The 24,927-nt window shown below is 45.5% G+C and carries 18 protein-coding genes and 1 pseudogene; 6 read left to right on the top strand and 13 right to left on the bottom strand.

Annotation, left to right across the window (positions count from 1 at the left end):
* From HMPREF1548_RS16765 to HMPREF1548_RS16710, 12 genes and pseudogenes are all read right to left on the bottom strand, one after another.
* Window positions 1-1,660: pseudogene (locus tag HMPREF1548_RS16765) on the bottom strand (hypothetical protein); the annotation flags it as partial.
* A gap of 74 nt (window positions 1,661-1,734) precedes the next feature.
* Complete coding sequence (locus HMPREF1548_RS16760) at window positions 1,735-1,986, bottom strand: hypothetical protein (protein WP_021637556.1); 252 nt, start codon at window positions 1,984-1,986, stop codon at window positions 1,735-1,737.
* A gap of 38 nt (window positions 1,987-2,024) precedes the next feature.
* Entirely contained in the window at window positions 2,025-6,056 is a 4,032-nt protein-coding gene (locus HMPREF1548_RS16755) for a hypothetical protein (RefSeq protein ID WP_157065701.1), read from the bottom strand.
* A gap of 855 nt (window positions 6,057-6,911) precedes the next feature.
* Window positions 6,912-8,489: a phage tail tape measure protein gene (locus HMPREF1548_RS16750; RefSeq protein WP_021637554.1), complete on the bottom strand. Its 1,578-nt coding sequence runs from the start codon at window positions 8,487-8,489 to the stop codon at window positions 6,912-6,914.
* Window positions 8,490-8,525: 36 nt separating this feature from the next.
* Window positions 8,526-8,819, bottom strand: a complete 294-nt coding sequence (locus HMPREF1548_RS16745) for a hypothetical protein (protein WP_021637553.1) — start codon at window positions 8,817-8,819, stop codon at window positions 8,526-8,528.
* A gap of 64 nt (window positions 8,820-8,883) precedes the next feature.
* Window positions 8,884-9,180, bottom strand: a complete 297-nt coding sequence (locus HMPREF1548_RS16740) for a hypothetical protein (protein ID WP_021637552.1) — start codon at window positions 9,178-9,180, stop codon at window positions 8,884-8,886.
* A 4-nt stretch (window positions 9,181-9,184) separates the two neighbouring features.
* Complete coding sequence (locus HMPREF1548_RS16735; RefSeq protein WP_021637551.1) at window positions 9,185-9,418, bottom strand: hypothetical protein; 234 nt, start codon at window positions 9,416-9,418, stop codon at window positions 9,185-9,187.
* 289 nt (window positions 9,419-9,707) lie between these two features.
* Entirely contained in the window at window positions 9,708-10,442 is a 735-nt protein-coding gene (locus tag HMPREF1548_RS16730; RefSeq protein ID WP_021637550.1) for a YomU family phage tail tube protein, read from the bottom strand.
* Window positions 10,443-10,500: 58 nt separating this feature from the next.
* On the bottom strand, window positions 10,501-11,319 hold the full coding sequence (locus HMPREF1548_RS16725) for a hypothetical protein (RefSeq protein WP_035322610.1): 819 nt from the start codon (window positions 11,317-11,319) through the stop codon (window positions 10,501-10,503).
* Between the two features lie 5 nt (window positions 11,320-11,324).
* The gene (locus HMPREF1548_RS16720) at window positions 11,325-11,804 is read right to left on the bottom strand and encodes a YomW family phage-derived protein (protein ID WP_021637548.1); all 480 of its coding nucleotides are present in this window, start codon (window positions 11,802-11,804) and stop codon (window positions 11,325-11,327) included.
* A 521-nt stretch (window positions 11,805-12,325) separates the two neighbouring features.
* The gene (locus HMPREF1548_RS16715; RefSeq protein ID WP_021637546.1) at window positions 12,326-15,130 is read right to left on the bottom strand and encodes a hypothetical protein; all 2,805 of its coding nucleotides are present in this window, start codon (window positions 15,128-15,130) and stop codon (window positions 12,326-12,328) included.
* A 39-nt stretch (window positions 15,131-15,169) separates the two neighbouring features.
* On the bottom strand, window positions 15,170-15,391 hold the full coding sequence (locus tag HMPREF1548_RS16710) for a hypothetical protein (RefSeq protein WP_025490996.1): 222 nt from the start codon (window positions 15,389-15,391) through the stop codon (window positions 15,170-15,172).
* A 655-nt stretch (window positions 15,392-16,046) separates the two neighbouring features.
* Here HMPREF1548_RS16710 and HMPREF1548_RS16705 point away from each other — a divergent pair.
* The 4 genes from HMPREF1548_RS16705 to HMPREF1548_RS16690 all read left to right on the top strand — a co-directional run bounded on the left by HMPREF1548_RS16705 (window position 16,047) and on the right by HMPREF1548_RS16690 (window position 21,416).
* Complete coding sequence (locus HMPREF1548_RS16705; RefSeq protein ID WP_021637543.1) at window positions 16,047-18,254, top strand: sigma-70 family RNA polymerase sigma factor; 2,208 nt, start codon at window positions 16,047-16,049, stop codon at window positions 18,252-18,254.
* A gap of 256 nt (window positions 18,255-18,510) precedes the next feature.
* A complete protein-coding gene (locus HMPREF1548_RS16700) occupies window positions 18,511-19,401 on the top strand; it encodes a MerR family transcriptional regulator (RefSeq protein ID WP_051358423.1) in 891 nt (296 codons plus the stop codon).
* An 83-nt stretch (window positions 19,402-19,484) separates the two neighbouring features.
* A complete protein-coding gene (locus HMPREF1548_RS16695) occupies window positions 19,485-19,907 on the top strand; it encodes an NUDIX hydrolase (protein WP_025490999.1) in 423 nt (140 codons plus the stop codon).
* Between the two features lie 66 nt (window positions 19,908-19,973).
* The gene (locus HMPREF1548_RS16690) at window positions 19,974-21,416 is read left to right on the top strand and encodes a phosphotransferase (protein WP_021637540.1); all 1,443 of its coding nucleotides are present in this window, start codon (window positions 19,974-19,976) and stop codon (window positions 21,414-21,416) included.
* Between the two features lie 90 nt (window positions 21,417-21,506).
* On the opposite strand, the gene HMPREF1548_RS16685 is transcribed toward HMPREF1548_RS16690, so the two are convergent.
* Complete coding sequence (locus tag HMPREF1548_RS16685; protein WP_021637539.1) at window positions 21,507-22,436, bottom strand: multicopper oxidase domain-containing protein; 930 nt, start codon at window positions 22,434-22,436, stop codon at window positions 21,507-21,509.
* Window positions 22,437-22,676: 240 nt separating this feature from the next.
* On the opposite strand from HMPREF1548_RS16685, the gene HMPREF1548_RS16680 reads away from it, so the two are divergent.
* Both HMPREF1548_RS16680 and HMPREF1548_RS16675 read left to right on the top strand, forming a co-directional pair.
* Complete coding sequence (locus tag HMPREF1548_RS16680) at window positions 22,677-23,591, top strand: AraC family transcriptional regulator (protein WP_035322606.1); 915 nt, start codon at window positions 22,677-22,679, stop codon at window positions 23,589-23,591.
* Window positions 23,592-23,879: 288 nt separating this feature from the next.
* Window positions 23,880-24,914, top strand: a complete 1,035-nt coding sequence (locus HMPREF1548_RS16675) for a phosphotransferase (RefSeq protein WP_021637537.1) — start codon at window positions 23,880-23,882, stop codon at window positions 24,912-24,914.
* Window positions 24,915-24,927 lie beyond the last annotated feature (13 nt).

Below are 24,927 nucleotides of genomic sequence, written 5' to 3'. Positions count from 1 at the left end.
AGCCTTTTCCTGTGACCTTGTCCACTTTATCGGAGACAGTGTTCCATTTGTCGAGAAGGGGCTGTGTGAGGGCATCCAGGATACTTTGATTACCATGCACATGTTTTTTGGCGTTTGCATCGTTCCAATTTGATTTTTCCGTGGTGGTAACATGTTTGCTGTTGTCCGACTGGTGGGTAATATAGTCGGAGATGGCCTTAGCGGTTTTGCCCAGGGAAACGGACAGGGTTTCTCCTGAGGTCAGCCCGGCCAGTGTGGCGGCGCTTGTGAAGGTGGGAGTCTGATTGTTTGTAGTTACATTGGGGACGCTGCCCAAGCCTACATCGGCCTTGCCGGGTTTGTTATTTGTTGTATAAATTTTTCCGCTGCCCAGATAGCCGGTGGCGTCATCACGAACTTCCAGAAGGGAATGGAAGGTAGTTCCGCTGTCTTCGGACTGGGAAACCCTGAATACGGCGTCACCGGCAGTGGAATTGTCCACTACTTCGATTTTCTGCTGATAGGTGCCGGCAGTCTGGTCTATGGAAAAACCGGCGCCGTCGCCAAAGGTGGCGGTATCGGGCAGCTTATAGACGGGGGTTTCCGTACCGTTGATTTTGATATTGCCGTTTTTTTCGGAGCGTTCTGTTTTGGTGGCATCGGTTCTGGCATGGGCGGCCAGGCTGTGATCATAGGCGGCTTTGCCCTGATCTCCGCGGAAGGCGGAGCTGCTGTCCGTCCCCAGAACCACGCCTACGCCGTCTGCGTTGGTAACTGTTTTGCCGATGGTGCCGGGAGAACCGGTAGTATTGGATTTCACGGAAATGGAATCGGCGTCCACATGGATGCCGTTCCCCGCGCCTACGTTGAGGGTTCTGTCGGCGGCCAGGGTGCCGCCTCCGGTCAGGCCGCTGCCTGCGTTGATTTTTCTTGTCTGAATTACGGCACCGTCAATATTTGTCTGGCAGACGGTCCAGTCGGAATCCAGATTGCCGGAACCCTTTCTGTCCGTAAGCGCAACGATCAGATCGCCTGTTTCACAGGGCTGTCCGGCATAGGTGCCGTCTGTGACAACGCGGTAGGTCCAGCCTGTCAGATAGGTGGAGGGCAGGGCGGAAATGGTGCCCCCGGTTCCCAGTGTCCCTTTAAAAATCATGGCGTCGGACGCGGCAATGCCGTTTGCTATCTGCCGGTTTACGAATTCTGTGTTTGCCAGCTGCCCGGAATTATCATCCGCGTCCGCTGTGGGAGCGGTAGGAATGCCGGTAAAAACAGGACTGTTAAACATGGTGGCTTTGGATTCATTTGTGACATTTCCAAGCCCTACCTGGGCTTTTGTAGTTTTATGGGGATTTCCGGAATCTGCTTTGTGGCTGTCTAAGCTGGCCTCCAACGCTTTTCCGGCAGAGCCTTCATAAACGGTTCCTGTTTCTTTCCCGTAGCTTAAAAATTCGGATGGAAGCCTGGCTTTATCATCCAGCGGCGCAATGCCGTTTGCTGTGCCGATGTCCTCCTGATGGGCATAAAAGCTCCTTATGTCATTATGCTCTTTTACATACTGGATCAGCTGTTTCAGGGTACCCTTGCGAGTGGTGTCCTGATCTTCGATTACAGTGATATCGGAATCCTGTAATTTCTGAACCTCTGCCAGATTTTTTAGTTTCTTATATGGGATTGGCATGTATTCACCTCCATTGCAGAGGAAGGTTTTTATGGGTTTGTCTAACAGCCCGGGACGATGGCCGTCCCGGACCGTTATAATTTTGCAATGATCACCTTCCTGTTAAAGTCTCCGGAAATACAGTAAACGAGACATTTATTTCCGGGTTCAAATGTAAGCGCTGTCCCATTTTTTATGTCGTAGCGCTGTTGGTTGACAATGACCTGGCAGGTGCCGTCGCCATTGTCTTTTTGTATGAAGCCTTCGTAATCAAACCTCACATTTTTTATATTGTCGGCAAATGCTCTTGCGAGGACAGAGATTGCCTTTTCATCATATTTTTCCATATTTTTTCAGGGTATGCAGTTTGGGCATACCCTTACAATTACCCCCTTTTTGAAAGTTCCTGTTTGATTTGCGTGGGCAGGCGCATGACAATCTGCCGGGAAAGTGTATCCGTATCCCGGACATTTTCAAGAATAATGTCCCCGATGGTGACATCAATTTTATTGTCCTGATGATTGTCCGCAAAAATCGGCGAGGCTGCGGCTGCGTTAGACTGTGCCAACACGGAATTGCGGGGCTGCAGTTCGGGCAGTGCGGAGGAGAAAAGAACCGGGCTGGCGAGGGAAAGATTTTTGACACCGGAAGAAGCGGCGCGTCTTTTACTGCGTATCAGTGCCAGGGTCTTGCTGTTGTTAAGAACTATGTCGCCGGGGTTTAAATCAGTCAGAGTCGGGGATGAGGTGATTTGGTAGGTACCGTTTCTTCGGATGATAGTTTCCAGCTGACCGTATTCAGAGACCATGGCATTTTTATCGCCATGAGAAAGGCCGCCATTTGCCTGGGTTATTCCGGTAGTGCCGGAGGTAACGGAAAAGTTACCGTCCTGGGGATTTAAGAGAGGAATAATCGCTGCAATATTCCTGAGGTTTTCAAGAATGCCGGAAAGAACTCCGTTTAGTTCCTGCCATTTCTGGATTTGGGCCGGAATTCCGGTTTCTTCATCCAGCGCGGCCTGGGATTGGGCGGCCATGGCCTCCATTAGGGAACCGGAATCCTCGCCGGAGCTGTTTTCTCCTTCTGCGGAGGATTTTTTCCCGGAGGAAGAGCCTGCAATGGCCGCTTTAGCTGCTTCAACGCTTCCGGCAATGCTTTGCGTGGAATCTTCCGAGTCCTCGCCGCCGGCAAAAGCATCCGCAACATTATTGAGCATGGGAACGCTTTCTTTTTCCAGGCCGGCAACCGCGTCTATGAACGATATGTTTCCATTGCCGGAGCCCTGGGAGGGAGAAGCGTTTGTGCCGTTATTTTTTCCGACGGATACGCCGGTAGTGCCGACGACGGAGCCAGTCATTATGCCCGCGGCCTCAGCAACCTTGGAAAATTGGTCCATGACGCTGCCAAGAGAGTTGTTTAGGTTTTCAAAGTCTACGCCTTCTGCCAGGATTTCCATAAACTCCTGTGTATCGGATAAATATCCGGTGAGAGAAGACAGGTTTACATTTTCCAGCTCGGATAAGGCGTTCAGCATTTCTGAATTGCCGGCGTAGACATCAGCCATCAGACTATCGTGCATTTCTTTAAAATTGCGGATGGTTTCCTCTGACAGCAGTGCATTCGGATCATCGGGATCGATTCCTACGGATGCCAGCTTAACTTTGTCTTCGGCCTCTTCTATGGCGTCGCCCATTTTCTCCCATTCGGATTTGGCATTTTCAGCGCCCTGAATCATACCGTCCCAGTAGGTTTCGGTATCCTCTATTATTTTCCCATAATATTCGTCAACCTTGTCAATCTGTTCGTCGATTGCATCCTGTTGATCCTTCAGCGCATCCTTTTGCTTTTCCAGGAGGGAAATCTCTTTTTCTATGCCGGCAATACGGATTTTATCTTCCGCTTCCTTGACGTTTTGTTCCTGGTCACGGATTGCGCCGGTGTCCGTCCGGTATACGAAGCCTTTTTCTTTACCGCTGTAGGTAAATTCCGTTCGCTGATTGCGCAGCCGTTCAAGCTCATACTGTTCTTTTTCCAGATTTATAGTGTTTTCATGGGCTTCATTTTCTTCATTGATGGCATCGATTTCGGCCTGCTTGGCGTCAATCTGCTTATCAATCAGCTTTATCTGCTCCTCCAGGGCGTCTTTCTGGGCTTCCAGCGCCTCTTTGGCGGCATCCTGCTGTTCCTTGAGGGAATCCACTGCGGCGCCCTTCTGATCTTCCAAAGAACTGATGTATTTGTCTATCTGTTTGGTAGCAATGGATATGACGGACTCATGGAGGCTGAGCATGCCGTCAAGATATTCTTTTTTGTATTTTTCGTATTGGTCGGTGTATTTTTTGTCGTTTTTGTAATACTTTTCGTTGAGGGCGCGGAGGGCATCCAGGTATTGCTTTTCGTTGAGGATATCGCGATCTCTGAGGTCTTTGAGTTTGTCGTATTTTTCGTCGAAATCGGTGACGTGGGGATCGGTGGTTTCTTTCGGGGTGGAATTTGTAGCTTGCTTTACAGGAGCGGATGCATTATTGCTTACCTTTGCAAGGGGGGAAAAATTGGCTAATTCAGTTTTTATTTGTTCCTTTATGTCATGTAATGCTCTATTAGCTTCAGATATAGCGCGAGCATCGCCGGAGGCCATAGCCGTATCCCAAAAAGCCTTGACATTTGACAATTTGGCAAGTAGATCTGACGCAAATCCTGCGGATTCTGCTAAGGAAAGTATATTTTCTATATCTTTATCAGTATTTAGTGGTGTATTATTATATAGAATTTGTTTAAGACATAGCAAGTCATATGCCTGGCTTGCGTATTCTGCTGCAACATGTTTATTTACAAAAGAGTTTATTTGTGATTCATCAGCATTTAATAGATCAAAATCAGCCTCTTTTAGTGCATCTACATTGTTGGTTAAGGCATTAAAGGATATTATTTGAGCGTTTGTAATGCCCATGGATTCTAATGATGAGGTTACAAGATCATAGTTCGCATTAGTTACGTTGCTAAGTCCTGTAAATAAAGATGATGCCATTTCATTAAATGCATCATGTACTTCATCGGCAGTTGATGTAGAGTCGGAAAGCACAGAAATAAGGTTTTCATATGCTGAAATATCAATTTCTCCGCCGGCTTTTTGTATTTCTTCTAAACCTTCTTTGATTGAAGTGAAAGTATCAAAATCTATGTTATCTAATGAAAATATTTCTTCTCCATTATCATCATAAGTGAAAATTTCTTTGTATACATTTCCAATAGATTCTAGTGCTGGTTTGATTTTTGCGTCAAGTTCTGATAGTGTATCTGAAAATGGTAATTCGAGAGCATTGTTAGGATTTTCTGCATCGTGTTTGATTGCTTCCAGAGCCTGTTTAAATGACTCAACAGAATCAACTTTATTAAAATCAATATTACCGACAATTTTAAGTTCTTCTTCGGTTAATGAAGCTGTAACAGTATCTGCATTATATGTAGAGATTCCCTTTTCTTGAAGTTTTTGAGAGATTACATTTCTTTGTGGGTCAGAATCTAAAGCTTCATAATTTTTAGGTGCTTGTACAGTATTAAGTATTAGTGAAAGTGCGTTATCAGCTCCATCCAGCGCTTCTTGCTCTGATTGGGATAACTCGCCTTTATCATTCTTTATCACTGATAATTCATCAAATACTTTTTGATAATTCTGCATAGATGTATTAATGTAAGTACCAGTTTTTGCCAGATAATCTTCATATGTTTCTAAAGATTTGTTTAGGTCTTTAAGCTTTTTTTGTCCTTCTTCTGTGGTGTCATCAGATAATAAAGACATCTCGGATTTGGTTTTATCTATCGCCTCTTGAAGAAGTGAATAATTTGCCAACAGTGAAGTCAAATCATCTTTTCCATAAGAGATAGTATATTTATTAATATTGTCTACGCTATTATTGTCTTTTATTACATCGATTTGCTCTTGTGAAGGCGTTCTCTGGCCTTTTTTTGTTAATTTACTATAGAGATTTACTGCATCCTCAGCAGTTTCATTAGCAGAAAACTGTTTTTCTATTTTTTTTAATGCGATAGTTCTTTCTAATTCATCATTAGCGGCAGATAATTTATTATATTCATCTTCTTCAATTAGTGAAATCCCACCAGTTTCCAGTTCTTTCATTCTGTCTGTAGTATCAAGTAGTTCTTCGTTCAAATTTTCCAATTCGGATGAAGTAGAATGATATGTATCTGATGACTCATCGAGCTTATCTTTGGCAATATCTACGGCATGAATTAAACTATCTAATCCACTGACAATTAAGGATATTACTTGGGCAAGAGCCCATGATGCAATTGCATTTCCTGCTAAGGCTAAACCCTCAAGAGCTGCTTTACCAATTTGAGAATTTGTTGATAAATTATTCAATTCAACAGTTGTTCCATTTGTTTTATTTGCCATATCTATAGCGGCTTTACTTACGGATTGCATAGTATTCTTAATTGCTTCTGTTGAATTAATATTGTTTTCAATTTCCGAATTGTATGCTTTTAAAGCAGAAATATCTGATTCTGATAAAAAGGTAAGCTTTATTGCGTTTGAAAGCTTTGAGAACTTAGTTAAAGATAATTGGGTCTTGCCTAAGTGATTTTCAATTGTTTTAAATATCGTACTGTGTGATTATGATGTGTTTGGATCAGCATGATCACGGTTAAAAAAAGATTTTATAATATAGAAGCGGTATGTCTGCTTGAAAAGAAAAATATGTAATATTGTTTATATTATGGAATAATGTTAAAAGATACATCGTTTATTATGAAAGGGTATGTCTTTTATTATTTGTGAAATAATAATTTCGAGTGAACTGCAAATTCATTTTACATAAGGATACTATCAGCTGATAAATTGTATAGAATAAATATAGTGCTATTTTTTACCCGATTCATTCCAGTAGCAGGAATGCCAAACATGCAATAAAGGCAGAAGAGTAAAGTTTCGGCCTAATAATTTCACTGTATTGCTCAGTGTCAGTCCCGAATGTCTGTTTAAACAGTATCATTTCATATACTGCTTATGAGGATGTCATTACTGTGGGGATTCCGCTCAGAACGAGACGGCTTTCCTGCTGACCAAATGAAACTCACGCATTTTTACGAACCTGGGATTGTCACCAATCGCAGGAGAGTAGCAGAGTATTTACATTTTTCCCAGGCATAGAATTATTGACTATGCACCTATTCAGGCCATATACCTCATTTAACTTAATGTATTTCATTAAGCGTAATATCTAAAACTTACCTTTGGTAAGAAACTCTATTACTGTCGGCATATTTGTATGAGGGTAAACTTTTTAACCCTACCGACATTATTAAATCCGGCGAAAAGCCCTCCGGCCAGTACAATTGAACCTGCTGGTCCGAGTGCTTCTGTTAGTTTATTGACTATTTCCAGTAAAGAATTTAAAGCATTGATACCGGAAATAATTGTATCAGAATTTGCAATATTATTGACAGTGTCTGTCCATGTATTGGAAAGCTGGTTGAGACTACCTTCCCAACTGTTGGCAGACATCATAGCAGTTTCCATAGCACTTCCGCTGCCCTGTGCATAATCGGTAAGCATGCTGTCAAAAGTTTCCATGTTCCGGAGCAGAGCATCCAATTCCTCTGACTGTGTATTTCCTCCAATGCTGCTTAGTATATCGCCCTTTAAAGAATCATTTTCGCCCAACTGGTTATAAACGGCTGATAACTCTTTGAGAATGGAGATAGGATCTCGCAATTTTTCTGAACCGTTAACAAGTTCTGTCATAGATACATTGGCGGCATTCAGGGTATCTGTGATATCTGCAGAGCCGGTATTTTGCAGATTATTCAGTATAGAATTAACACTGCTGCCGATTTCACTGCCTTCCATATGGGTTATGGAACCAATGGTGCCTATCATGGCAGACAATTCTTCAATTGAAATATGGTAACCGGAAGCGGCGCTTCCGATTTCAGTCATTGCGGCTGCCATATTGGAAAGGGAAATATTGTTGCGGGTTGAGATACTGTTTTGACCATCAATAACTTCATTTAGCTTTTTTGCTTCGCCATTAAATTTATATGCGGCATTCATGGCTAAAATATAATTATTTGCTACCTCGGCGGTCATATTTCCGGCTGTCTGAGCAAGAAGAGCCTGTTCGGCCATTGCCTGTCCCTGTTTTCCGGTGAAGCCTGAACTAGCCATTTTTTGTATTTCTGTCAAATAATCAGAAGCTTTTTTCCCATAGGTACTGGCTGTCTCAAAGGCGGAATCGCCAAGCTGTTTTAGCTGTGCCTTGGTCAGATTTCCTGTTTTACCGATTTCAGTAAGAATGGTATCAAGGCCTTTCAGCTCTTCTATTGATTCTTTTACCTGATTGATGATTTTACCCTTAATATCCAGGGACGACAGCATTTGTGCAGCACTTTTAAAAAGGTCGCTTATTTGTCCTCCCATTTGTCCGGTGTCAATAGCCTCTTTCTTTAAAGCGCTAAGCTTCCCCTCTAATTCAGATAAGTCAGAGGTATCATCAACTTTGTCTATTGTTTTTTTCAGAGCAACAAATTGTGAATTAAGTTCTTTGGTCATACGGGTATTGTTCTTTAAGAACTTATCAATATTGCTTTGTAAATCTTTTTTTTGAAGATCCAGTTTTACTGCAATATTCTGATCACGAAACAGGTCTGAGATATTCTTTTTGACATTTTCTGATTCAGATTTCAGTTTTTTCTCATTCATACTAATATCAAAGCGAACCTGCCCCTGCAATTTCTTCTGAACATCAGCCAACTGCCGTTTAATTATTTTATATGTTTTTTCTTCATCCAGCATAGCCGTAATACGCATTATTAAGTCAATATCCATAAACACCTCCTGTTTTGGAGTTTGAATTGTGCCGGTTTATTTCGCAGCCTCCATTTCCCGAAGCTTCTGGGCATCGTCGTGTATTTTTTCATACATTTTATCCTTGAAGTCAGGCGCGGCCACCATTTCTTCCATGAATTTCAGGACCGTATCCATATTTTCACCGCTCAGTTTTTTCTGGAGTTCCGCGGTATCGCCCAGATAAGAATGGATGAGATCCGTAACATCCTTAAAAGCAGAGATGATCTCCGCGCTGTTGATAATAAGCAGGCTCAGAGCGTCTCTGCGCAGTTTTCTAAGCTTCAGGTAATTTTTAATTTTAACTAACATTGTATTCTCCCTTCCGCCGTCTCTTTACGGCGATCAACAATTATGTTTTCATAATGGAACAAAATCAGTGCAGCTGTTCGATTGCCTGTTTTACCTTATCGTATCCCACCATAGCGCCCAGCCAGTTGGCAATTCCCATGAGAGGGATGTAGATGATATTTAACGGGGTAAAAGGAATGCCGGAGCCTGTATAATAGAGAATGGTTCCGCCGCATCCGAGAATCAGCGCGATGATGAGCACGACGATATTGGAGGCGTAACGGATATGCTGCTCCTCCAGGAATTTTTTCACCGCCTCGGTCACGGTTGAGGTTAAGACGGCAAAGGACATCAGTAAAAACAGAAAGGTTGTTATATTCATAAATTTATGCCTTCTTTCGGGCAGACGGGCCGTTATTTTCAGTCATTTCATTTACCGGCTTGTTTTCCAGCCAGTATTTCCAGGCTGCCTTGGTCTCCGGGATAAAATAATAGGCGATCAGCCGCCCGCCGTAGCCTTCATCGATCCAGACGGGCTGGACCTTCATTTTCGCATAGGTCAGAATCTGTTTTATGTTGCAGATTCTGCATAAATTGGATTCGCCATAGACTTCCTTCACATCTTCAAAGCTTCTGTATTTAATTTTGACACATCTCCTTTTTCGTAAAAAATAGGGATATAGAAACCGCAAAATATTGTGATTTCCATATCCCTTTTACCAATTCACAATATTCATAATCATCCGGCCATAATGCCTTTCCTTAGAACTCCTGGAAACACAGGGCGGCGGGCTGAAAAACTCCGCCGCCCTGCGTTCGTAAAACAGGCAAAAGGCGGAAGCTGGCTTTCGCTCCTTTGCCCGGATAACCGCTGTATGACCGGCTTTTTATCCGCAGAAGCAGATTTCTTTATTCCGCTTCATCAGAAATTTCAACGATTTCCGCGAAGTTGCCGTCCTTGTCCTCAAGCAGATCAAAGGTCATGGTGATGCTTGCAGGATCACCGGCGGAAGACTGGGAAAGAGAGAAGTTTCTCTGAGGCTGTGCCTTGTAGAAAATCATCTTGTAAGGTGTCAGTACCTCATTCTCGTCCTTTTCCACGGTATCCATGGTAATGTAGTAAGCCTTGGGAAGCTTGCTGTTGTTGATTGCGATGCGTTTTACGCCGCTTGCCTTTGTGGCAACATAACCAACCTCATATTCCTCGCCTGTTTTAATGTCGCCTTCCACAGCGGCGGTAAAGGTGCCGTCTGCAAAGGTGCCAGCGATTTCTGTGCCTGCAAATTCCCCATTTTTGTATACAAATACAGAACCTGCCATGGCGTTGGCGGGAACCTTCAGGCTGCCGTCTGCATCTGCTTTCACCACAGCTTTTTCCGGATATGCGGCATCTGTTTCGATAACGCCGCCGGAAATCAGTGAATACAGCTCAAACGGATATACCTGCGCTTCAATGGTAATGGTTCCTTCGATCGGATTGGCAAAAGCAATCCTCTTCACGCCCTTTGCCGTGGCGTATACGGATTCGCCGGTAAGCGCCTGCGTGGTTGTATTGGCTGTTTCAAAGAAGAGTACGGGCTTTCTGTCGAGGGAACGGATATCTACATCACAAACCTGTCTGTTGGCTTTATTAATATTGGGCATAGTAAACCTCCTGATAATTTAATAGGTGAAACAGTCCGGCGGTGCGGACCGAATGAAGTTACGGTTTGATGCATTCAAACCACTGCGTGAAATCAACCTTGTTGTCCTTGTTTCCCCATGCGGCAACGGACATTTTGAGCACGTCAAAAATGGTGTTCTGCTGCATCCGGGCGAACAGGTCGTAAACCTGGTAAACGGTAAGATCCCATATGTTCAGTATGTTGATGGAGCTGTGGCAGGCCGAAATGGCTGAAATAATATTGGGAAGCTCCAGCTTGGGATCCGGTTTCGCGCTTTTTTCTTTTGATTTCTTTCTCTTATTCAGTTTTTCAATTATTTTGGCAGCCGTCTTATTTTTGGCATCGGCGGCATCCATGGTGTTTACGGATACTGCGTTTAACTGCAGTATGATGCTTTCCAGCTCGGAAAGCTGCCGGGAATTTATGGTGCAGACAGGATCGGCGCTCTCGGCGCCGAAGATAAGAAATTCATTCTCCTCCGGTGAATAGATGATCTTTTCACACAGAAAAAAGGAGAGAGCCTGGGTAAGCGGAACCACTATTTTCCTATCAAAGCCGAAAATATCCAGGCGGCCTGTCAGGGCGCGCTGTTCCTCCGTAAGACCGGCGTATTCGGCCCGTATGCTCAGAATCTGCTGTTTTTCTTTTTCCGTATAACCGGCAAAATAGCTGTCGCCCTGCAGCTCCATATTTTTGTAATAGGTGTCAATATCGAGAAGCAGCATGGACAGATACATATGATAGGTATTGAATTTATCGGGCAGCGCGTCGATTTCCCTGAGAGTGGGGGAGCGCACGCTGCACAGGTTCAGTTGGAGCGGGGAGGGGCTGATCAGAAGAGCATAGTCGAGAGTCAAAATTCTTATCCCTTCATTTTAAAGTCAGGCACGGTAAATACCAGCTGCCTGCCGTAAAACTGGTTTTCCAGCAGATTATTTGTTACCGATTCCAGATGCAGCGGGCCGATGCCGAACTGGTTGGAGGCACGCAGCTCCCGCTCGACCATATCGGCGAGAATATCCGGTTTTGTTCCAAGATAATCCTCCTTCGCATACTGCATCTGCTCCAGACGGCAATAGGACCATACGATAATTTTCATATCCTTGATCATGCCTGTGGGAATCTGCGGAACATCCACCTCAAAGCAAAGACAGGCATTCATATCGGCCTGGGTATTTATATGGAGGTAAGGAAAAATCCGGGTATAAAGGAGGCTGTCCGCTTCGTCCTGGGTGTAGGAATCCTTTTCAAGCAAAAGACGGCAGATGTCAGGAGAGTTTATGAAGGTGGATATCAGCCTTGTTTTGTATAAACCGATATCGTTCAGGATTGATTTTTTCATAAAGTTATTTTCTCCTTCTGAGAAGAGTTCTGGTGGGAAGATATGACGAGGGAACGGTAATATTTTTCATGCAGCCTCATAGCCTGCGCCGATTCCGTCATATAATAGGTGCGCCTGTGGCGGGCAACCGTATGGTGGATATCACCATCCGGGCCCGGACGTAAACCATTTGAAACAAGATAGTTTCTTTCCTGTTTTGTAATTTTGAGGATCGTTAAAACCTTCTTTCTTCATAAATTTTCCGGAAAAGGAAGAGGGGCCGGCCGCGGCGCCGTTTGGACAGCACCGCGGCCGGCTAAGATGGGAACATAAGGGACGGCTTTGAAAGGGAGTGGGCCAAACTATATGGTAAGCTTAAAAGCCGGCAATAAGAGATTGGTTTCAAAAGAAATGGCCATTTCGTATCTGTTCTGCGCAGTTTGAAAGAGGCAGGAATCTGCTTACTCTCTCATAATAAACACGCTAAATTATCTGGCCGGAGGCTTTAAAATACAGGTTTTTCCATTTTCCGTTCCGCAAAATTAATCCGCCGGTTTAAAATTCGATAAAAATGCCTCTTTGTTCTGCCGGTAGAGCGTATTCAGCATCCGCCTGCCGTATTTGATCCCGTATTTCCTTTTGCAGTTGGGATTGTTGTTTTCCTCTGAAATATCCATGGCAATTTCAATCAGGCGGTTGATGGTTTTGGGATTGCCGATTTTTATTTTGCCCATGGAGGAAAGGAAGGCATTGGTGGTTTCTTCGAATTCCACAAGGAAATCCTCCTCCTCAAACCGGTTGTGGTTCATTTTAATGAAGCTGTCATAGGCGCTGACCAGCTGTTGGATTTTGCTGATCTGCCTGTCATTTGCCTTTCCCTCCAGATGCAGGACGAACTGTCTGGTGGGGAGGGCGTTTTCCTGGCTGGCGCCCTGGATTCTGTCCAGGCATTCCTGAAGCCAGTTCATGGGACAGACAAGCTTATGGTTGATCCGGTCATTGATTTTCATCTTTTTATCCCGGATTTCTTCATAAGGAATATCTTTGCCGTTTTTGACGGCGGGGATTGTTTTTACATATTTCATAAATAACGGAAAATCCTTCTTCTCCTCATGAACCCTGGGGTTCATGCATTCCATGGCCCTGATGCGTTCGATTTCAGACAGGGCGTCCACCTCGTATTCCCGCTTGCAGCCGTCAATAATTACCTGGGCCAGCACAGACAGGATCACGAAGCTGTCATAAAGCTCGGGAGCGGGCGTGGTCCAGTGGTAGGTGAGGGCCAGCTGGGCCAAATTGCTGGATTCCCCGATGCCGCGTCTGGATAGGGCGAACTTGTTGTCCATCCGGGCGTATTCCAGGGGCGTATTGCGATAGGTGACGCCGCTTTCCTTCAGCCGGTTTACGATGGTCGGGTATTGCTCATAGCAGATTCCCGCGTATTTTACGAAGGTGGGGTGATTGGTGACGAAGAAAAAATCGGAGTCATGGTCCAGGCCGTTTCCCCGGTCCTGGATATCTGTGCCGATGCAGTTCACGACGATGATATTGTCGCTGAAGGGGAAATATTTTTCCATTTCAGGACTGCGGCGGTTATGGAGGTAGCAGACGTTGTTCGGCGAATTATGGGGGGAACGGAAGGCGCAGAGGTATTCGCCGTCTGCAAATCTGCCGGTATAGCACTGCACCGTGCCCGTCTCCTGCATAAGCGTTGGATCTTTCTTCCAGTCGCCGCCTGCCGCATATAAAAGCAGCGCGTAGGGATTGCTGCAAATGGTAAGGTTATCTCCGTTGACCATCACCTTGCCGCTTCTTATTTTATTGACGTAGGCCCTGATAATCTGCCTCTTTTCGTAACGGTACCATTTGCTGTTGGCAAAGGCCGGGTTCCGGCGGTATAAATCCGCCATCATTTCATAGTGGTTCACCTCATTGGCATTTTTTCGGAGAAAAATTTCGAATTCTCCATCGTCAGCTTTCAGCTTTTCTATGTATTCCATGCTGTACTGTGCGATAGCCTTAACATCGTCCCTGGTGCAGGGCAGGGTGTTGAGCATCTGGTAGCTTAACTGCTGTACGTCGCCCAGCTTGCTTTTGTGATCCGTTTTTACGATGCCAAAGAGAGAACCGTCGGCATTGACCCGGCTGCACCAGTAATGGTAGGCGTCCAGAGGGGAAGCGCCCATCAAGTCCGTGAATTTCAGCCATTTTACCGCGTTGTCGGTGGTGATGATTTTTATATCCTTTGCAAGATGCCACTCACCGAACATATCCTGTATCTTCCAGGTCTGATAGTCGATGCCCTTTTCCTCGCACCAGTCCTGCATAAATTGCCGGATCCGGCCCCTGAAGCCGCATGCTTTAAAAAAGTGATTGCGCAGAAGCGCCATGCCGTTGACCCAGGCGGGAAGACAGGAGTCCTCTATCAGGGCCATGCCGTCCCACATGGTGTTTTTAACCTCTGTCTCTTCGCGGGATACAATGCATCTTTTTTTTACGGCGGGTATTTTTTTGTATACCTTATTGTATAGGGGATTTCCCTGCAAATCCAAAAGCCCTTTTTCCAGCGCGCGCCGCCTGGCCTTTTCCGTACCTTCTTCATCGATGACCCGCCGGGTTCCTTCGTATTCCTCTGCCCGCACCACATTGGCCATGGTGGTAAAAAAGCTGTCCTGATCCTTTAAAATCAGGATATCCTCCACCGGGATGGAAAATGTGTCCAGGATGGTGCTTGTCGTGAGCGGGGAATAGGCGGACAGCTCCACGATTTTCGCATTTTCAAGGGGCATCCGCCCGCCAAGCCCCATGGTCATCCAGTCATAGGCGGCGTCATACAGCGTTTCGTTGATAAACATGACCTGTCCCAGCTTGGCTTTTGCGCTGTTCCGGTAAAGCATCCTGTAATGGATGCGTTCCTCCCCTGTAATATTTCCCTGCCTGTCCCTGGAGGTATAGGTGACGGATACGCCGTCCCTGTAAAAAAGCTCCCGTATCTCATCCTTACTTTTTTTACAGTATTTATGTTTGTTCTGGTTCACCTTTTCGATGATTTGGCGTAATTTTGCCCGGCCCTCCTCATCAGCTTCCCTGGCAAGCAGGCTGCCCAGATGCTTTATTTCTTCCTCATAGGAACGGGAACCGAAGTCAAAATCCAGGCAGATAATATCCCTCGTCAGCCTGTCCTTATACAGCTTCATGCCGTGGTTTTGCAGAAAAATGCGGAACAGACTGTGGTTCAGGACGCCGGTGGTATAGTCGTATCTGTCTCTGATGCCAAGATTGAAGCCGTACAGAGTTCCTGCTTTAATATTGAGAATTTTAATTCCTGTTTCGTTAATGGTAATCACTCCTTCTGAAAAAAATTGACGGGTTGTGCGTGCCGGGATTTATCTGGTCTGCTCCCGGAAACGCCTGTGCGCGCCGGCTATTTTATCAATGGTGTAGGCGGCGGGACGTTCCGTGCTGAAATCAGAAAGCCGGATGCTGCCGGTGTATTCCCTGTGGAATTCTTCCCGCGTGGGAATGTGGGTGTCCCTGTAAGGCGGGTGGTATGCCGTCCTTCCGGCCTGGATGTGTTCTTTTAATATCCGTAATTTTATATCGCTCATGCTTTTACCTCCTTTTGAAAAATGCATTTTCCGCGAGTAACGAGCCAAGTGGATGTACTTGTGCATCCGTTTGACGACTGCCGCGAGAGTCAAATATCCCGCCGTTCACGGCGGTGGGGTGACTTTTAGTGGGAACATACTTTATTTCTCCGTTTGAAAATAAAAGGAGCGGTTCACAGCAAGGGAGACTGAACTGATACAGTTATGGAAAGAAGGAAAGGAAGTTACTGAGTCCTGTTAATGGGACACTGAATGTATTATCATATAGAATATAAAGGCGTATAAGAAACAGAGAACAGAACAAACGTTCGAACAAATATTGACAAGAACATATGTTCGATGTATACTCGAGCTATCAAAGCAATAAAAAAAGACCAATCCTCAAACGGTGTTGGCGCACCTCGGATTGGCCTTAAGCACTTATTACATAAGCCTTACCCAATGGGAAAAAAGCTTATGAAGTACAGCAGAAGCTATACATCTGCATTATTACATAATAAATGTTGTATAGTCAAGCGATTCTGCTGAATTTCCCAACTGGTTTTTTTGAAGCTGTCCCACAGGGACAGAACGGTTCTTTCCTAATGCATATGGAAGGAACCGCTCATATCAATGCGGTATCGCAGGCCTGCCTGCGATATGCGGGAGGTAAAAAATGGACAATGACAATTTATTAGAGGAGTATTATACGCAGAATGCAAGGAAGCTTCGGCGTATGGTAGACAGGATTTTACGCAGGTTCAGCGGTATATCGCAAAAGGATTATGATGATTTTTACTCCCTGGCCAATGAAGTGTTCACCGGTGCCTTGCGGCGTTTTGACGGAACACAGAGCTTTGAGGGTTTTTTATATGCCTGCCTTTTCAACAGAATCAAGACCGAATTTACGAAGAGAAACAGGGAAAAGAGAAAGACGGATACCCAGTGCGTTTCGCTGGATACGCCTGTTGGCGATGGAGAAAGCGTGCTGGGCGATATGCTGGAATCGGATTTTAATATGGAGGCCGAACTGGAAAAAAAGGAACCGGACTTACAGAATACATGGATAGGGCAGTTCCTGGAAGAGCTGTCCGGCGTCCAGAAGAAAATCGTGCGCATGAAGCTGGACGGGCTGACAAAGGCGGACATTATGGAACAGCTTCATATCAATGAACATACCTATAGCAGCAATATGAAGAAAATAAAGAATTTTGACAGGAGCCGGGTCCTTCACAGACATAAGGAACCTGAGCTGGCAAACGTGCGGGAGGGAAAATTAATGAATAAAGTGATATCTCAGACAGCCGAGAAAAGCAAACCGAAAAATTACCAGGTGTATGCCATCATCCAGAGAATGTATGATTACTCAATCCGCCTGGATCATCCTTTGCAAAGGGAATCCGAACAGTGGAGCAACGTAATGAAAGGAAATCTGATTTCCGATATTTTACAGGATAATCCCATACCGCCCCTGGTTTTTGCGGAGCAGGTGATTGACGGGGTGGTCATCATCTGGGCGATTGACGGGAAACAGCGCTGCTCCAATGTGGAAAGCTTCCGGAGGAACGGCTTCCGAATCAGTAAAAATGTGGAAAGATATCAGATTAAATATCAGACGGCCGCAAGGGATCAGGAGGGTAACATCATTTTTGATGATAACGGGCTGCCCCGCTATGAAGTGAAGGAATGCGATATCCGGGGCAAATGCTATGCGGATCTGCCGGAAAAATTACAGCAGAATTTTAATGAATACAACTTTGAGGTGACGCAGTATTTAAATTGCAGCAATGAGGATATTGAATACCATATCAGGAGATATAACGCATCCAAGCCCATGTCGGTGGCGCAGAAGGGGATTACGCACCTGGGAGAGCAGTATGCAAGGATCGCAAAGGCCATAGCCGGGAAACCGTTTTTCAGGGATAAGGGAAATTACAGGATTTCGGAGTTTACAAACGGCACAATGGACAGGGTGATCACGGAAAGTGTGATGGCAATTAATTTTCCCGGGGACTGGAAGAAGAAAAATGAGGATATCTGCACATATTTAAAGGAAAATGCAAAAGTGATCCACTTCAACATTTTTGAGGAATATATAGACAGGCTGGATGAGGTAATAACGCAGGAAACAGCGGAAATGTTCAATTCCAGGGATTCCTTCCTGTGGTTCGGCCTGTTCCGACGTTTTACCAGGGCGGGAATGGAGGATGAATGCTTTATCCGGTTTATGAAGGAGTTCAAAGACAGGCTGCATGGCAGGAAGGTGGGCGGCGTTTCCTTCGATGACCTGAACGAAAAATCAACAAAGGATAAAAATATCGTACATCAGAAAATGAATCTGCTGGAATCGCTGATGGATGAATTTTTGCATATCACACGGGAGGAGACTGTGGAGAAGTTCGTGGTGAAGAACGCAAGGCTGCAAAGCTTTATCGGGGAATTCAACCAAAGCGATATCGTGAAGGTAATCAGAGTGCAGCCGGAAAAGGAACAGGTAAAGCTTGCGATCCAGTCGCTCATGGTGGTTTCAGGGAAAAAGGGCTTCTCCGACAGGGAGGTTCAGAAAATTCTGAGCGCAGGCGCCCCGGGAGAAGAAGAAATGGACGATACCCTGCTGTATCTGGCGGCCTTGAGTGACTGGACGCTGAATGTAAACAATAACTCCCGGCTTTTTGAACAGAGTAACCTGCCGGCGCTGGTAGGGGTGGTTGCCTATGCCTACCGGAATGAAATTGATGACCGCACCTGTGAGGAATGGCTGGAAAAGTATGTGGAAAGCTTCGATACTGGCGGCGGAGTATGCGGGGAAATCATGGAACAGCTGCATAAAATGATTTCGGATTTGGAGCATTTTGCAGCGTATAAAAGGAGGCGGACGGCATAGGCGCCGGTATTCGGCGGAATACATAGCGTTAGCGCGCATCCGGCCCATTGTGCATGAATTTTGAATGGTTGGGGGCAGTTACAGTTTGGTCACAGGTTGAACGGGAACCTCCTGGAAAAGTATTCATGCGAAAAACCTTGACTCTCACGCAGCGTGATGATGTAGGATAGATATATGCATAAGCCGTATCACTTATGAGGCATTCTGAATGCAGACGGATGCCCGGGCAGGATTACGGTATTCAGGAGGGATTCAAATGAAAACAATAAGCCAGGTGGCCCAGCTGACAGGGGTGAGTGTCAGAACCTTGCAGTATTACGATGAAATTGATTTACTGAAGCCGGCGGCTGTTACCGATGCAGGCTACCGGATGTATGATGAAGCCGCCCTTGAACGGCTGCAACAGATTCTGTTTTTCAGGGAACTGGATTTCCGGCTGAAGGAAATCAAAGAAATTATGGAAAATCCGGAGTATGACAAGCAGGAGGTATTTCGGAAACAGAAAAAAATGATCCGGGCAAAGAGGGACAGGCTGACCAGGCTGTTGAAGCTGTTGGATAAGCTGGAAAAGGGGGAAGACTGCATGAGCTTTGACGCATTTGATTTGACCGAATATTTCGAATTGATGGAGAATTTTAAGCAGCAAAATGAAGAGGAAGTAATCAGGGTATGGGGAAGTGTGGAAAACTATGAAAGGCTAATAAATAAGGTAAAAGCGGATGAACAGAGGGTGGGTGAGCTTGCCGTCAAATATTATGGCAGCACTGAAAATTATACCAGGGTGATTGAGGAAGGGCTGAATAAAATCCCGGATATCATAAACGATGCCTGGACACAGAAAACCAATGCGCTTTACAGGAAGCTTACCGGGGATTTAACCCGGGATGCAAGATCCGAAGAGGTACAGGCCATTGTCAGGGAGCTGATGGAGCATACGCAGGGACGGGTGAATAAACAGGGCTGGAAGAAGCTTGTTGAAAGCGGATTTTATACGGGACATGGAATTAAGGAAGAAAATGATGCGCTTTATGGGGCAGGGGCTTCCGAGTTTATGGAAGCGGCCATGAAGGAATATTTTTCTCATATCAGCCCGGAAGAACTGGCAGACGAAGCGGGCGGACCAGAAGAAAGGAAGACTGAAAAATAACCGGTTTATCCTTTACGAAGCATGTGTCCGGAAGTACAATAGATAAAAAAGCCGCTTTAAATACGGACACAGGGGGACAGAGGATGAAAGCCAATATTATAGCCGTTTTTGATAAAGAGAAGGAAAAGGTCCTTGTATGCAGAAGAAGGAAAAATCCTTATAAAGGCCTGCTGAATTTTGTCGGCGGCAAGATTGAAAAGGAAGAGGACGGCCTGACGGCAGCCTACAGGGAACTGTGGGAAGAAACCGGCATTACTGACGCGGATATAGAGCTGACGCATCTGATGGACTTTAACTATCTGGTGTTTGATAACTGGCTGGAGGTCTATTTCGGCCGGCTGAATAAGGATTTTACCGTCAGAGGAGAGGAAAACGAGCTGCTTTGGATAGATATTTCTTCAGATTTCTTTGATGTGACACAGTTTGCGGGCAGAGGGAATATGGGGCATATCATGGAACTGATTAAGGAATATGAGAGTGATTTGCCGGATGAAGAAAAATACTGAAGCGTATCGATTTCTTATGAAAATTTAGCTGCATGAATTATTTATTACGCTTGGAGGGGGATTGGGATGGAGGCTGTATTGATTTTTATTGATGGAACCATATGCGATATGAGGCACAGAATACCAGCTATGGGGACGGAAAAATTTTTCTCGGAGGAAAACCTGGCCAAAGACAAACCTACGCAAGGCAGTGTGGAGTGTCTGAATGAACTTGCTGAAGTATATGAGCTGGTTTATATAGGAGCCAGACCGGATATTTATACAGATGCTACACATAAATGGCTGCTTGATGCCGGTTTCCCGGAGGGAAAGGTTTATTTGGGAAGCAGCCAGCAGGAGCGGCTGGATATTGTCAAAGAACTGAAAAAACGTTTTGTATTCCGGGCCGGAATCGGGGATCGGTGGGATGACAATGAACTGCATCTTGAATTAGGCTGCCAAAGCTTTATTTTAAAGGAATGGAGTCCTGACTGGGATGTGGTAAGAAAACACCTGGAAATGAAACTGGCACCTCGTGTCAGATATTCCCAGTTCAACGCGGAGGATATCAAAAAAGAACTTTTGCAGCGCTATGAGCTGGAACAGCCTCTCAACTGCCGGTTCTATGATTTTGGCATGAATGACATTTATCTGATAAGAGCAGAAAATGCAAATTATTACCTGCGTATTTCCCTGGCGGGGATTCATCAGAGAATAGATTATCTGGAAGAAATGAATATAATAAAGACGCTGGCAGAAAGGGGGATCCGGGCCGCAGTACCGGTAAAAATGGCGCATGCTGCCGGTTCTGACAATCCTTTTGTATGGGAACTTGCGGCACCGGAGGGCATCAGATACGCAGCATTGTTTACGGAAGCTCCGAAGCAGCCGTCCGAAGATAACGAAAGCTGTGCTTTTCATTTGGGACGAATGCTGGCAATGCTGCACCGGACTGCAGATGAGGAGAACTTCCGTGTTTCCAGGGAACCTATTGATATGAGGCAGCTCACGGAAAAACCCCTGGCCGGTATCCGGCCCTATCTGGAAAATCGTCCGGCCGATTACAGATGCCTGAAGGAAGGCGCGGCAAAGCTGAAGATTTTTATCAAGGACAGACTTTCGGAAGCTTCACCGGAATATGGTTTCTGTCATGGAGATCTCCACAGCGGTAATGTATTTTTCGAAGGAGTTGATCCTACGATCTTCGATTTTGATTGTATGGGCTATGGATGGAGGGCATATGACATCTGTGTTTATGCGTGGGATGAGAGCTTTCAGAATGAAAAGTTTATGGAAGGAAATACATGGAAAAAATATTTGGAGGGCTATGAAACTGTAAGGGCCCTCAGCAGGGAAGAAAAAGAGACCATCCCCGCATTTGCAGCCCTGAGAGAGCTGTGGATGATTGGGCTGCATGCAGAAGTAATGGAGAAAAATGCGGGGTGCTGCTGGTATCAGGATGATTATTTTGATTATCAGCTTAAGGTTTTCAGGCAGTGGTTGAACCGGTGCGGCCTGTTAAGTGAGTAAGCTCCGCCAGCCAGGTTCAACTGCTTCTGCACATTTATGAAGCGAATTTCAATGGGAACCGCCATGTATGAGCTCCCTGCTTCCGGGAATTTAGTCGTCGTGTGTTTCCGGCACGTTTGGATTTGTATCCGTATAATTTACCGTGGTAAACATTCCGCCCAGAGTGGGAACTCCGTTGTTGGTCACGTGGTGTGGCATATGGCAGTGCATAGGCCATACGCCCGGATTGTCGGCGATGAATTCCACATCCCAGGTTTCGCCCGAGGCGACAAGAATTGTATTTTTGCATATCTGAGCTCCCGGCTGGATGGGAAAGCCGTCTGCGCCGGTAACTCTGAACTGATGGCCATGCAGATGAATAGGGTGGTGATGCATCTGGATGTTTCCGAAACGTATCTTTACCTTGTCACCGCAGTTCACCTGTAAAGGCAGTGTCTGGGGATAGCTTTTTCCGTTGATGGTAAAAAAATTGAACATCGGCTTCACGAAATTCAGCGGATATGTACCTGGTGTGAGATCGCCCCAGGGCAGAACGTTGACTGCCCATTCCTGAAGAATGCACAGATAGTCTTTATCGGGAGCGTCAAACGTCCGGCACGGATTTTCCACAATCAGGCCGCCAAACAGCCCCGCATTATCCTGGATGGGAACCTCTACATGAGAATGATACATATAAGTGCCCGGAGGATTACAGATAGTAAAGGAGTAATCAAAATATTCCCCCGGATAAATATAGGGGGAAGGTTCCAGCGGAGGCACCCCGTCCATGAGGTTGGGAACCTCCAGGCCGTGCCAGTGGACGCTGGTGCGGTGCGGCAGATGATTGGTAACGCGTATGGTCACTTTATCTCCTGGAAAAACATGAATCGTAGGGCCGGGGGTGGAACCGTTATAGCCCCACGCCCGGATGACAATGCCATCCACAAGCTCCCACAAAATTTCCTCTGCTGTCAGTTCAAAAAATTTTCTCCCGTTTACAATGGTATAAGGCAAGTCCTGAATTCCTGGTGTGATTACCATAAAAATATCCTTTTCCCTGGTTTGGCAACTGTTCAGTACCCTCTCAGCTACTGCTAAAATACAGTCGCCTGGTTTGTAACAATATATTACTTCTTTTGAAAAATATGTTATATATCAAATAAGGTGCTCCTGTCTGGACGGAGAAGTATTTTTCCTGGAAAGAAAACAGAGCAAGAACGGAACAGCTGAAAACAGAACGGCCTGCTATACTTAACTTACCGTACGGAAAGGAGCAGGAACTTGGAAAACAAAGAGATGCTGCAGCATATTCTGCGGTATATTGATGAAAATATACGCGAAGAACTGTCCGTATCGATATTGGCGGAGGAAGCGGGATATTCGCCGTTTCATTTCAGCCGTATCTTTACGAAAACGGCCGGTATGCCGGCTATGAGTTATGTTACCAGGCGGAGACTGCAATATGCCCGCTACGATTTGTCACAGGGAAAGAAAGCGGTGGATGCCGCAGTGGAATATGGTTTTGAGACACATGCCGGATTTACAAAAGCATTCAAAAGATGTTTTGGTTATCCGCCGTCCTTCTGCTTCCTGCGCGCCGGCATTACGCCGCCCTGTGAAAAGGATCAGGAATATTTTTTATCCGGAGAGGAAAAAGGAGAAAAGAAAATGAATCCACATATTTATGAATTTACGCCGTTTTCTGTCATTGGTTATCCGCAGAGACAAAGAAAATCCAATGTTAAGAGGACTGCCGATATCCCGGCCTACTGGGACAGTCTGAAAATGGACAGCGCCGCGCTGCTTACCAAGCTGCATGATACCTTCACGGCGTCTAAACATTTTGAGATCAGCATGTGCTATGACATTGATACGGAAAACGGGGAATTTACATACCTGTTAGGAAGAGGTATTGATAATCCCGCCGATTATGAAAAAATGGAACCGGATATGACAAGAGTGGACATCCAGGGAGGACTGTATGCTGTCTTTTCCACGCCGCCTGCGGAGGATTACCTGGTTGCGATTCAGGATACCTGGCATGAAATCCTCACGGACTGGCTGCCTGGCTCTGAGTTCGAATTTGACGATACACGCTATGATTTTGAGTACTATGACCACAGAGATCATGGCTGGTATTTCGGAGGAAAGGTACAGATGGATATCTGCATTCCCATTCGCCTGAAAGAAAAATAAATTCCATAAAATATATTCCGGAAAATAAATACCGAAAAATAAATTTCGGTAAAAAAATCCTGACAATCAGCTCTTCCCGAAGGCGATATATGAAACTTCCCGTCCTTATGCTTTCTGAATAAAAAAAGATGAGCACAAATAATACTGCCGGATGTGGTAGATTAACGGTAAGGCTGCAAAATAGAACAGCTTGAGGAATGAGAATGGAATGGCTTGCTGCTGCAGCAGACGGAAAAAGTGAAGTAAAATACGATGTGGAATAATAAGCGGGAGTAAGTGCAGGATAGGATGTGTGATGATAAGCGTGATGAGATGCAGGATAAGATGTGTGATGATAAGCGTGATGAGGTTCAGGATAAGATGCAGGGTGATAAGCGGGATGAGATACGGGATAAAATGCAAAATGAAATACAGTCAGTGCTGACAAACTGGGACGTGTTGGGAACAGCAAAGCAGATTTATTCAACAGCCTGGGCCATATCGGATGAATATGTACTGAAGGCATACGATAATTTGGTGCAGCTGAAAAAAAACGGCCGCATGCAGGTGCTGCTCTGCCGGATGGGTATTCCCGCAGCAGAGATTATTCAAACGCGCAGAGGGGAAATCTATGCAGCTGAGGGCAGCAGGTATTATATGCTGTCCAGAAAGCTGCCCGGCAACAATGCTGCGGATATTACAGCGGATGGAATGGCTGAGAAAATGGGGGAGGTTTTGGGCAGCCTGCATCAGGCCTTCAGTAAATGTGAGGAAATCCTGTATACGCAGTCTGAGCCTGCAAACGAAACAATCAGCTTCCCTGACTGCAGCCTGCTGGAGGACATGAACGGCTGGGTAAAGGAAAGCCTGTACCGGGAACATTGGATGGATGAAAAAAACTTCTGCAAAGCGGTACAAAAACTGGCGGAACACTATGAGGAGCTTCCCAGGCAGCTGATTCACAGAGATGTGCATCTGGGCAATTTCCTGTTCGATCAAGGGACGTTTTCCGGGTATATTGATTTTGATCTGAGCCAGAGAAATATCCGCGTTTTTGACCTGTGCTATTTTCTGGCAGGACTGCTTGCCGCCCAAGTAGGAAATGGTATGGAGGAGATACAATGGTATGATGTAATCAGCAGAACGACAGCCGGATATGAAAGCCGTATTCCCCTGACCGCAGCGGAAAAGCAGGCGGTTCCGTATGTAATGGAAAATATTGAGCTGTTGTTTGCCGCCTATTTTAATGAACTGGAAATGAAACATTTCAGGGAAAATGCGCTTGAACTGTTCTGGTTTATTTGTAAAAGAGAGGAACAGATCTGGTCGGCGCTGTATAGATAAGAGCTGTGCTGTA

The sequence above is a fragment of the Clostridium sp. KLE 1755 genome, assembly GCF_000466465.2.
GTDB classification, from domain to species: Bacteria; Bacillota; Clostridia; order Lachnospirales; family Lachnospiraceae; genus Eisenbergiella; species Eisenbergiella porci.
This window is presented reverse-complemented; position numbering and strand designations above follow the sequence as displayed.